Raw genomic sequence first — 12467 nt, 5'->3', positions numbered from 1 at the left:
AAATACCCTTATAGTAATAAGGGTATTTTTTTATTTATAATAAATTTAAAATTATAATATATGTAATGTTACTATAAGGTGAATATTGTGAAAATAACTTTTGTTTGTTTAGGTAATATATGTAGAAGTCCAGTGGCAGAATTTATTTGTAAAGATTTGATTGTTAATAAATACAAAAATAACAATATTACTGTTGATAGTGCTGGAACATCTGGTTACCATGATGGTGAATATATGCATCAAAAAACAGCTAATATTTTACAAAAAAATAATATTAATAATAAACCATTTGTTAGTAAAAAAATAACATCAAATCTTGTTAATGAATCAGATTATGTATTTGCAATGGATAATTCAAATTATCAAGATTTAATTAGTTTTGGAGTTCCTAAAGAAAAACTTTTTAAGATAACTGATTATCTTAAATTACAAAAATATGATGAAATTCCTGATCCTTGATATACAAATAATTTCGAATTAACATATTCTTTGTTAAATGAAGCAATAGATAATTTTTTAAGTACAATTTTAAAATAATAAAAGGGTAATAAACATGATAGATGTAACTAAAATAAATCATTATAAAAAAATTAATAAATTGCTTTCATTAATAATAATATGTTGAACAGCTAATATATTATTAGCTATTGTGGGATTGGGAATTGGAATTTTTGGTATTTCAATTAATAAAAACTCAAATGAAATTAATCCATTTATGATTGTTGGAATATCAATTTTAATTTTATTTTTAGCCTCTTCTTATTTAGTCAACTTTTTTATTGTTAAAAAAATAAAAAGAATAATTTTGGAAATTAATGATGTAAATACACCAGAATTATTAATTCTAGCAAATTGATGTATAGGTTCTCCAGTTTCTAAATCATTAACACTTAAAAACAAAATTAAAATTCTTGTTAATGGAGGAGATGAAACTCAAAAAATGCTTGAGGATTTATACAAACAAAAACAAGAAGAGAAAAAAGAATTAGAAAAAATGGATAAAAATGAAAACAAAGAAATAAATAGTTCTGAGGAAGTTACTAAAAAAGAAACTAAAGAAAAAAACAAAGAATTTAAAGAAAATAAAGAAAAGAATAAAAAATAAAAGAAACTAAATAAAAATTATCATTATTAATTTTTTTATAATAAAAATCTTAATAGGAGTATAATTGTATTTAGTTTTTATAATGTTAGTCATTTTGATTATTGCTTTTGGAGGTATTTTATGTTTAAGTTATTTGGACTATTAAACAAAAAATATAAGTCTCTTTCTTTTGTGGCGGCTTTACTAACATTTTTACAAGTTATAACAGATTTAATTGTTCCAAGTTTGCTTGCAACTTTAATAACTGTAGTTGTAGCTAATGGAATAAGTCAAAACTCACCACAATATCAAAGTCTTTTAAAGGTTGTTATTATTTATAAAGATTGGTATATAAAAACAAGTTCACTTCAAGAATCTCTTGCAGTATCTTTAGGTATGATGACAGGCTTTTCTATATTAGGAATTGGATTTGGTTTGTCTTCATCATATCTTGCTTCAAAAGTTTCTGTAGAACTTGCTAAAGTTACTAGGCAACATTTATTTGAAAAAATTCAAAAATTATCTTTGAGTAATATCTCAAAATTCTCTACTTCAAGTCTTGTAACTAGACTTACAAATGATGTTACTCAAGTACAAAACATAATGCTTATTATGTTAAGAATTATGATTAGAGCTCCATTCTTATTTATTGGTGGATTGATTTTCTGTTTATTAACAAATCTTAATTTATCAATAACATTGGGTATCATGATTCCACTAATGTTAATAATAATTGCAGTTTTTTCATGACTTACAGTTCCATTATTTATAAAAAACCAAAAATTGTTAGATGCTATTAATAAAGAATCTAGAGAAAATATTTTAGGTGTTAGAGTTATTAAATCATTTAATCTTGAAGAAAAACAAGATTCTAAATTTAATTTAATAAATAATGAATGATGTTTAAATAGTACAAAAGCATTTGTAAGAATGAACATTATGATTCCTTTAATTATGTTTGTAACAAACATTTCTCTTATCATTATGTCTATATTAGCTAGAAGTTTTTATAACATAAGTCAAACAGACATTATAGAACTAAGTTCACAAATTACAGTCTTTTCACAATATTTAGGATATGTTACTGGTGGGCTAATGATGTCAGTAATGGTTGTTGTAATTTATATAAGAAGTAAAATTTCAGCAAAAAGAATTAATGAAATTTTAGTAGAGGTACCAGATATTCAAAAAATATCTGAAGGTTTATTAATTGAAGGATCAAGTGTTGAATTTAATAATGTAAGTTTTAAATATGGAAAAGATTCTGAAGATGTTTTATCAAATATTTCATTTAAATTAAAAGAAGGTGAAACGCTTGGAATAATTGGTCCAACTGGAAGTGGTAAATCAACTCTTGTTAGTTTATTGTCTAGAACTTTTGTTCCATACAAAGGAGAAGTTTTAGTTGATAACAAAAATGTTAATGAAATTAATACAATTGATTTAAATAATAAAGTAGCTCAAGTATTACAAGAAAATATTTTATTTTCAGGAACAATTAAATCTAATTTACTTTTTGGTAAAGAAGATGCAACAGATGAAGATATAGATAAAGCAATTGATATTGCTTGTGCTAAACCTTTTATTTATAAATTTGAAGATAATTTAAATCATAAAGTAGAACAAAGAGCTAAAAACCTATCAGGTGGACAAAAACAAAGATTATCAATAGCAAGAGCATTAATTAGGGAACCAAAAATTTTAATTCTTGATGATTCAACAAGTGCACTTGATGCTATTACTGATGTTACATTAAGAAACAATATTAAAACAAAAATGAAAGGCACTACAACTATTATTGTTGCTCAAAAAGTTAACTCTATTAAAGATGCAGACAATATTATGGTTTTAGATGCTGGTAAAATTGTTGGGTACGGAAAGCACAATGATCTTGTAAAAAAATGTAGCCTATATAAAGAAATTGTGGCATCTCAAATGAATAAGGAGGAGCAAAAAAATGTCTAAAGCATCTAATTCAGGTATGATGGGACGTGGTGCTTTATCTGCTGCTACTCCTAAAAATTTCAAAAAAACAACAATAAAAATTTTTAAACAAATAAAAGAGAATAAATCTATTTTAGTTTGAACTTTAGTTTTCTCTTTAATAGGTGTTGCTTTGTATGTTTTAGCATCTTTATTATTTGGTCAAATGATTCAATATTTCTTTTCAATTAAAGAAGTAAAAACTAGTAATGGTGCAGGACCAACTATCGTTTTTAATGATAGAACACCTTTTATTGAATTTTTAACTTGGGGATTCCCAAGAGAAGATGTAATGTCTTTTGTTGCTGCATGTGTTAACATGTTTATTTGTTATTTAGCATTTTTACTATCACAATCAATTCAAAATGTTTTAATGGTTAAAATTTCTCAAAAGACAAGTGCTAAGTTAAGAAAAGAAGTATTTGAAAAATTACAAAAAATGCCTATCTCATATTTTGATTCTCATCCAAGTGGTGATTTGATGAGTAGGATGAGTAATGATATTGATAATGTGAGTCAAGGATTAACTCAATCATTAAGCCAATTTATTCAATCTTTATTTCAAATTGTTTTAACTATTATATTAATGTTTATATTAAGTTCATATATCACATTAATTACTATTTTACTTCTTCCTTTAATGTTATCTTTATGTTATATTTTCATCAAAAAAGCACAACCACAATTTGTAATTCAACAAGAAAAACTTGGGGATCTAAACGGTTATATTGAAGAAATGATTTCTGGTCAAAGAGTTACTAATTTAATGAACCGTGAAAATGAAGTTTCAAAAGAATTTTCAAAATATAACAATGCTTTAGTTAAAAGTGCAGTTATTTCTCAAACATATTCTGGTTTTATGTTTTCTTGATTCTCATTTATTACAAATGTATTGTTACTAGCTGTAACAGGTATTGCTGTTGCTTTCAATTTAAACAACATCAACATTGGTGGAATTGGTGGTAACTTTGCACCTCCATTCGGTATGGCAGATATTGCTTTTATATCAACATATACATTGCTTCTTAGAAATGTACTTAACCCTATTCAACAATTATTAAGTACATTAAATGTTGTTCAAGCAGGTCTAGCTGGTGCTGAAAGAGTATTTAATATAATTGAACTTAAAGAACCAGAAGTTAATAAAAATGCAATTGAATTAAAAGAAGTTAAAGGTCATGTTGAATTTAAAAATGTTAACTTTGGATATACTGAAGAAAAATTAAATTTAATTGATGCTAACATTAATGCAAAACCAGGTGAAGTTATAGCAATTGTTGGTCCAACAGGTGCTGGTAAAACAACAATTATAAATTTATTAACTAAATTTTATAATTATAATTCTGGTCAAATTTTAATTGATGGTAAAGAAATCAATGAAATAACAGAAAAATCTTGAAGGGATAATATATCAATAGTTTTACAAGATACTTTCTTATTTAATGACACAATAAGAGAAAACATTAGATATGGAAGATTAGATGCAACAGATCAAGAAGTTGAAGAAGCTGCAAAAATAGCTGATGCTGATCTTTTCATTAGACAACTTGAAAATGGATATGATACAGTTTTATCTTCAGATGGCAAAGATTTATCTCAAGGTCAAAGACAATTACTTGCAATAGCAAGAGCTGTAATTTCAAAATCTAATATTTTAATATTAGATGAAGCTACATCTTCTGTTGATACAAGAACAGAATTATTAATCCAAAATGCAATGTTAAAACTTATGAAGGGTAGAACTTCATTTGTGATTGCACATAGATTAAGCACAATTAAAAATGCTAATCAAATTCTTGTTGTGAATGATGGAAAAATAATTGAAAAAGGAAATCATAAAGAACTATTAAAAATTAAAAATGGTTTCTATGCTAACCTATATAATTCACAATTTAAAAAGGGAATAATAGAAGAATAAAAGACTAATTGTCTTTTATTTTTTTTATTACTTATAAAGTTTTTTTATAATATAATAAATAATTAAAAAAACACAACAAAAAAATAAAGGTAATTATGAAACAGTTAATTAAGCAGGTCTTAAAATCTTTTAAGAATTCTTTGTTTTTGATTATTTCATTAGTATTTATTGCTATATGTATAATATTTAGTTCATTTAGCTTACTTTATTTAAATAAAAATACTAATGATTCAATATTAAATTTGAATAGATATGGTAATAGTTCAAATAGTTTTATTGAAAAGAAATATGATTTAAGAAAACCAACATATGTCACCAATGACTTTAATAATTTAAAACCTATTAATAACTACATAACTGTTTCAAATTTTGTTTATAAAGAAAAAGAATCTAATATTATCTTTCCATACAAACCTTCTGACTTTTCTTCTCCAACTGTTAATACTAATCCATGATCTAGAAAAAATGGGATTATTAGAGCAACTCCTGGTGAACAAAGTAAAGATGAATATGGTGATGTTTTATATACTTTAAAAAATATTTCAACTTCCAATTATAGTGAATGAAATGCACTTGGTTGAAAAATGAGTAATCAAGGTGGGCATCAAATATTTTTTCCTGAGAATTTAATTTTTGGTAAAGATGAATTTGGAAACAATAAAATAATTGGAAACTATAATCCATCAACTAAAAAAATTGAAGATAATTTCCAATTGCTAGAAACAACATATAGAGCAAGTAGAGCTAATTTCAATGAGTTTGATACAAATTCAGCAACTACTTTAGCAATTAATATAAGTTCGCCAAACGTTTATTTAAAACCAACTAATGTTGATCCAAATTTATTAGCAGTTTCAAAAGATGCTGATTTGTATGATGTTTTATATAAAAACACTAAAGTTGAAGAGAATCCTTTTTATACTTTTAATTTAGATTTAACTTCTTTATCAAATCTTCAATTATTAATGTTGGAAACAGTTTTTACTCCACAAGAAAAAAATGATATTTTACATGGAAATTTTTTATTAAAAAACGAATGAATTAAAACTACTATTTTGGCAATTGAGGGATATTGAGACGGAATTGTAAATGGTCAAAAATACAATACTTATAAAAAATTAATTCTTGAAAGTTTAGTTGACCAAAGAGAAGAATATATATTATCTATATTTAAAAATCGTGTTGAAGATTATTTTGATAAATTTGCAAAAGAAAATAATATTAATTACAGTAATGAAAAATCTTTTTCAACAAGTGAACAATCAACATCATTTAACTACATAGTTGCAAATAAAGAAAACAACTCAGTTAATAAAATTGTTTATACTGGTGGTAGCAAATTAGTTGATAGTACAAAATATCTTGACGTTGTCGATAATTTAACTAAACCTACTGAATATTTTGTTTCAAAAAACAAATTCATGTTTAACTTACTTCAACTAATGTTAAATTCTCGAAATAACTTAAATTCAATTGATCCTGTTGTTGGAAGAAAAATCGAAAAGATAATAAATAATTTTAATAATAATGAAGCTATAAATTATGGTGATTACAAATATATATTTGCTGTTTACCAACCAGAATATGAATTATCAAAATTTGTTACTACTAACCAACAAGGAATTAAATTAAAATTTAATTATTTATTTGGAATTTCTCAAGTTAAATTAGAAACTAATTTATTTATAGAAAACATATATGCCAATGCTGTTATTGTCCCAGACAAATATTTAAAAGCATTAAATAAAGATTATTTACCAATTGAACAATGAGAACAATGAGTTAATAAATGAAATCAGTTGAAAGATGCTTGAGATAATGTTGAATTATCTAATATTAAAAATTTTAGTGTTGATTTTAAAAAATGAATAGCAACAATTGATTCAAAATACATGATTGAGATTAACACATATAAATTTATAATCATTGGTTCTGGTTTATCTCCAGAAATGGCATATCCTTCATATTCGTTAGAAAACTTAATTATAAATGCAAATAACGAAATGCTTATATATGTTAATGATCAAGGTTATAGAACAATATTATCAACAGTCCCAACAATATTTCAAAATGATTATTATTCCACACAGATTGATACTAAAAAAATAAGTATCGATAATTTTAATAATCAATATAAAGCAATATTTAACCAAAGTTCAAGTGAAAAGTTAGTTGTAGATTCAAGTGATTTTAAATCCAGTCAAAGTATTTTGTCATTTAGAATATCATTGCCAAAATCAATTTCTTTTTATGTAACTATTGTTGCTTTAACTATTATTGTAATTCTTATAGCATTAGGATTGTATTTGGCTTATTTATTAATAAAATCCTATATTACAAAAAACCAAGTTCAACTTGCTATCATTAAAGCAAACGGTTTTAGTAATTTTAAAATATGTTTAGCTGTTAGTTTTTTTGGTTTAGTTGTTTCTATACTATCTGGAACAATAGGTTATATAATAGCTTTCTTTTTACAAAGTGTATTTTTTTCAGTTGTTTCTCCATTCTGGTTTATTAATACAACATTTTTACCTTTTAGTATTATAGGTTTCTTTGCTGGTTGTCTTATTATCTTTGCAATATTTTTCATATTTACTTATTTAATATTAAAAATTACTTTTAGAAAACCAATTAATGAATTAATTGCTCAAACAACAGAAATAAAAGTAAGTAAAGCTTTATCTTTATTAAAAAATAATATTATAAAAGTTGGTCCCCTATTTAAATTTAGATTAAGTTTATCATTGTGTAATGTATGAAGACTTGTGTTTTATACAATATTGTGTTCAACTGGTTTGTCATTAATTTCAATAGCATTTAGTGTTCCAGAAAAATTCACACAATCAACACAATTAACATCTTTAAATAAAAAATATGCATATAGTTTTTATTTAAATACACCAACAGAACAAGGTGGTTTATATAAATTAGAAAAATATTCTAATTTAGGATTTACTGATGTTGATAATGGTATTTATCCAATATATGATGGAACCCTTAATGGTAAAACTTATACTAATGTTTCAAAATATAGTTATCCATATAAAATTGAACAATTAAAAGTATTTGATCCAGTAACTGGAAATCAAAAACTTGATGAGAAAAATAGACCGTTATATTATGCAAACATTATGTTACCATCATATAATGCAAATTTAGCTTTACAATATGATCCAACATTTTTGATGAATGCTGTATTTAGTAAGTGATTATTTGATATTGAAATTCCACAAGTTGGATTGAATGTATGAGAGTTTGTTAAATCATCTTTACCTCCAGAAATTATATCTAGAGCTGAAACTCAAGACCAATTTTTCTTAAAATCAATTTATGATTCTAAAAATAAATTTATAAGAGCTGATTTGGAAAAATACAAATTTATAATTTATGACGATCAAACAAATTTATATAGTGTTAATTCTAAAGCGGTCATTAGCGATACAATAGTTCCAGAAAAAATTGGATTCAAACAAGAATTTTTGAATTTTATTGGTAAAGTTTATGGTGATGAAGAATTAAGTTCAAAAGATGTTAAATTATCTTATGGAATAATTCCATATGATGAAAACACTGAAACACTAACTATTGTTGAAGCAAAACCAAATTTCTTAGCAAATAATTCAAAGGTTAAATCAATAAATTTAATTGGTATTAAACCTGGATCAAAATACATCCAATTAAAAAATAATGATAGTAAAGAGATATTTGAATTATTAAATGATGAAGATGCTTTAATAATAAATAATGGTGCAGCATATAAATATAATTTAAAAGTTGGTGATACAGTCACTGTTGATGTTTTAAATTCTTATTTTAGATATTCTGAAAAAGTTGCAAACAAGCAACTTAATCATCAATATAAATTAAAAGTTGTTGGTATATCATCTATCTCTTTTGGTGAAGAATTTTATGTAAGTCAAAATCTTGCTAATAAATTAACAAATTTAACTAAACAAAACGAAAGCGATAATGATCTTACTGGTGGAAAAGTAATATCACATTATGGTTATGATAATAACAAAAAAAGTGTTGTAAAATATTATGCTAATAATTTAGAAGAGCAAAATAAAATTCCATTTAATGCAGTAATTACTGATGATAGCAATACTTTCTTTTTAAGAAACAATATTAACTTTTATAGTTTATTTGGTTTATGACCAATGATAAGCAAAGTTGATAACATAACATTAGCAGAATTTCTAAAACAAACATATCATGGTAATAATGACTATTCTGGTAAATCATTAGTTTTAAATAACATTATTAGTGAAAACCCAGAATTGGTATTACCAGAAGATAGAAAAAAATTAGAAAATGAGATATTAAATAAATATTTTGATAGAACAGATCTTGCAAGTTATTTAATTTCTTTATTTACTAATAGTCCAATAAATATAGTTTTAACAAATGTTGATAGTTATTTAACAACACAACAAGTGTATGTCAATTTATTCCAAAGCATAAAAACAGTTCAAGCATTGGGAATATCAATCTTTGTTCCAATCGTTGTCATTATGATTTTAGTTATGACATCTATTATGATGAGCGAAATTAAAACAATGATTTCTATATTAAAAACATTAGGTTATTCAAATAAAGAAAATATTAATAGTATATTATTTTCATATATACCAATTCTTGCTTTATCTTTACTTATCGGATTAATATTGTTAATAGTAATTATTTTTACATTACAATATGCAGTTTATAGCTTATCTAATATATTTATATCTTCAGTTATTAATTGATTACCTTATATTTATGGTGCTTTATCGTTGTTTATAATATTACTTTCTAATTTCTTTATCATTATTATTCTTTTCAAGAAAACAAACTTAAAGAAAACAATAGCAAATTAATTAAACCACTTGTATAAATATTTTGTATATTTTTAGCACTCTCATTTACAAAGTGCTAAAATAGTGTTATAGTATTTGTACAAGGAGGTATTAAAATGAATAAAATCAATGAGTTAAAAATTAAAGAAAGGAAGTTGCAAGCACAACTTGTTAATCTTGTTACTTCTAATGATTTAAATGATGAACTAATTAAAACTATCAATCAATTAAAAACAGAATTGAAAAATATATCTGAAGAAATCAAAGATATAGAATTTTCTAAAAACAATTGAGAATGCTCTCATTCATATAAATCAATCAACGGTAAAGTTGAAGAAGTATTTAAAATAAATGATAAAGATGTTACAAAAGAAGAATATATTGATTTTGTAAACAAAAATAGTGACAAATCAATAAACAAATTATTAAATGAAGATATCCTTAAATCTATTTTCCACCCATTCTTTTTAATCTAATTTAATATATATGCAGATATATCCTATTTTGGTTATATCTGCATTTTAATAATAGGTTAGGTTTAAATGTATTTTTATTTGTTAAATTGACAGTGTTTTGTATCAGACATAAAATAAAATCACATTAGCATTTATTGTTAAGTTTGTATAACATGGAGAGTTAAAGTTTATGCGATATAAAAAAACATTTTTGTTGTTATTTTCATTTGTACCATTAATTGCAATATCAACAAGTTTGTTATCTTGTTCAAATCATTCAACAACAAACAATAACCAACAAATCCCATCTAAACCTGAAAATGGTTCTAATAATGATATTGAAAATAATAATCCTATAAACTTTAAAAATTATAGTGAACAAGAGAAAATTTTCTTTGGTGAAAAAAATATTCCAAATCAAGATGAAATTAATTATTTCAAAAAAGATTTAATGGAATTTAAAAATGAATTAAATCAAATGAGTAAACAAGAAGTTTATCAAAATTATGAAAAAACTATTTCGCTAATTAATACTGTTTGAAACCAAAGAGTTAAACTTATTAAAAGTTTATCTACAAAAGTTTTAAATGATGAATTAACATTTGAAGAAGCTTTAAACGAATTTAATAAAAATATTTTAGATCAAAGATTTTCTACCTCTAATTGAAACCAAATAATGAATATAACAAAAGAAAGAACAATAGCTGAGGCAAGATATACAGAATCTTTAAACGAAAAAGGAATTGGTGATGTTGTTTCTAAATTAGAAAATGTATGAATCAAAACAAAAGATATTCCCCAACAAAACTACCAAAAAATATCTCAATTTTTTAATACTTTTGGTTTTTTAGATATTATTTATAAATACAAAAAAGAAATAGCTATTTTTCCATATTTATATGAAAAAAATTTTAATATATCTTATGGTAAGCATCTAGAATCTTTGGCTTCAATGAAAAACAATAATATTTATGATGATGATAAAATTGTTATTTTATATAGAACATATAAAGAAATAAGTTTAATTGTTGATTGTTTAAATTGATATGGAATAAGTCCTTTAACTACAAATTCATATTGATATAATTGAGTTATTTTAACAAAACCAATTTTTGATGATTCTTATGACAAATCACAAATAAAATTGAAAGGTGATTTTGTTGTAAATAAAATTGGTGATTGAGATAAGAAAGCAGATAAAAGATTTGATGAATCCAAAATTAATAATTATTTACCTGAAGAAGTTAAACAAAAGGGGCAGTTTGCAATAGATCAATATATTAAAGAATTAATCTATAAAATTGAAGGCACAAGTGAAAATAACTTAAGTAATGAACAAAAAAATGAAATGTTAAAAAATATATTCAATAAAATATGTTATGCTGTTGAATTTAATGCTTATAAAAGCAATTTCTTTATAGAAAATTATATTTTTTCAGAAGAATCTAAATTTATTAATGTCTTTAATAATTCATTATTTAACAATGATATGAAAATAAATAAAAGTATAGAAATATTGAATGCTTATAAAGATGATGAAAAAATTAATGGATTAGTTTTTCTTGGTGATAAATTAAAAAATAAATTTTCTATGCTTACTGAAGAAGAATTGATTTATAAACTAGATTTAATTGAAAAAGAATATTGATTAAAAGCAAAAGATTCAAATATGTTTAAAATTTATTTAGCAAATAAATATATTAGACAATTTGATTTATTCAAAGAAATATATTTTGAAATGTCAATTTTTCCTCATTTGTTTGAAAGTGTTGTTGGTTACAAATATGAAGATTGATCACACAAACCTGGAGCAAGTGACCCTTTGTATGGCTATTTATACAAAGATTATTTATTAGAACAATATCTTCTTTATAGAGATTGAAAAATTTATTATGAAGAAAATAAAGACAAAGCAAAATCAGAAATTATTAAAAATTTTGAGTCTACAACTTTAGAATCAAATTGATATAAATGATTTTTAACAATAGATTTTAAAAATCACTATCAAAGCTTAACTGGTTGGATTCCAAACCAACCACCAAAAGAGTTTAATGAATAAATTAAGAATTTTAGAATCTTTATATTGCAAATTAAATAACTATTTTTTAACTTTTGTTGTATTATTTTAATGTAGTTACTGCAATAAGTAATAGGGAATACCTATTACTTATTGTTTTTATTAGGAGAAA

Annotated in this window: 7 protein-coding genes; all 7 read left to right on the top strand. The window is 23.5% G+C overall.

Annotation, left to right across the window (positions count from 1 at the left end; all coding sequences use genetic code 4):
- Window positions 1–87 precede the first annotated feature (87 nt).
- The 7 genes from EXC57_RS03660 to EXC57_RS03630 all read left to right on the top strand — a co-directional run bounded on the left by EXC57_RS03660 (window position 88) and on the right by EXC57_RS03630 (window position 12337).
- Entirely contained in the window at window positions 88–537 is a 450-nt protein-coding gene (locus tag EXC57_RS03660) for a low molecular weight protein-tyrosine-phosphatase (RefSeq protein ID WP_004024775.1), read from the top strand.
- A gap of 16 nt (window positions 538–553) precedes the next feature.
- On the top strand, window positions 554–1105 hold the full coding sequence (locus tag EXC57_RS03655) for a hypothetical protein (RefSeq protein WP_129692653.1): 552 nt from the start codon (window positions 554–556) through the stop codon (window positions 1103–1105).
- A gap of 120 nt (window positions 1106–1225) precedes the next feature.
- Complete coding sequence (locus EXC57_RS03650) at window positions 1226–3049, top strand: ABC transporter ATP-binding protein (RefSeq protein ID WP_004024773.1); 1824 nt, start codon at window positions 1226–1228, stop codon at window positions 3047–3049.
- A complete protein-coding gene (locus EXC57_RS03645; protein WP_004024772.1) occupies window positions 3042–4985 on the top strand; it encodes an ABC transporter ATP-binding protein in 1944 nt (647 codons plus the stop codon). Before EXC57_RS03650 ends, EXC57_RS03645 begins: the two co-directional genes overlap by 8 nt.
- 95 nt (window positions 4986–5080) lie before the next feature.
- The gene (locus EXC57_RS03640; RefSeq protein ID WP_004024771.1) at window positions 5081–9844 is read left to right on the top strand and encodes an ABC transporter permease; all 4764 of its coding nucleotides are present in this window, start codon (window positions 5081–5083) and stop codon (window positions 9842–9844) included.
- 95 nt (window positions 9845–9939) lie between these two features.
- Window positions 9940–10299: a hypothetical protein gene (locus tag EXC57_RS03635; RefSeq protein WP_004024770.1), complete on the top strand. Its 360-nt coding sequence runs from the start codon at window positions 9940–9942 to the stop codon at window positions 10297–10299.
- Window positions 10300–10468: 169 nt separating this feature from the next.
- Window positions 10469–12337 carry a hypothetical protein gene (locus EXC57_RS03630; RefSeq protein ID WP_004024723.1) on the top strand — a complete coding sequence of 623 codons (1869 nt, stop codon included), beginning with the start codon at window positions 10469–10471 and terminating at the stop codon, window positions 12335–12337.
- Window positions 12338–12467: the final 130 nt, after the last annotated feature.

The sequence above is a fragment of the Malacoplasma iowae genome (assembly GCF_900660615.1).
GTDB classification, from domain to species: domain Bacteria; phylum Bacillota_I; class Bacilli_A; order Mycoplasmatales; family Mycoplasmoidaceae; genus Malacoplasma; species Malacoplasma iowae.
This window is presented reverse-complemented; position numbering and strand designations above follow the sequence as displayed.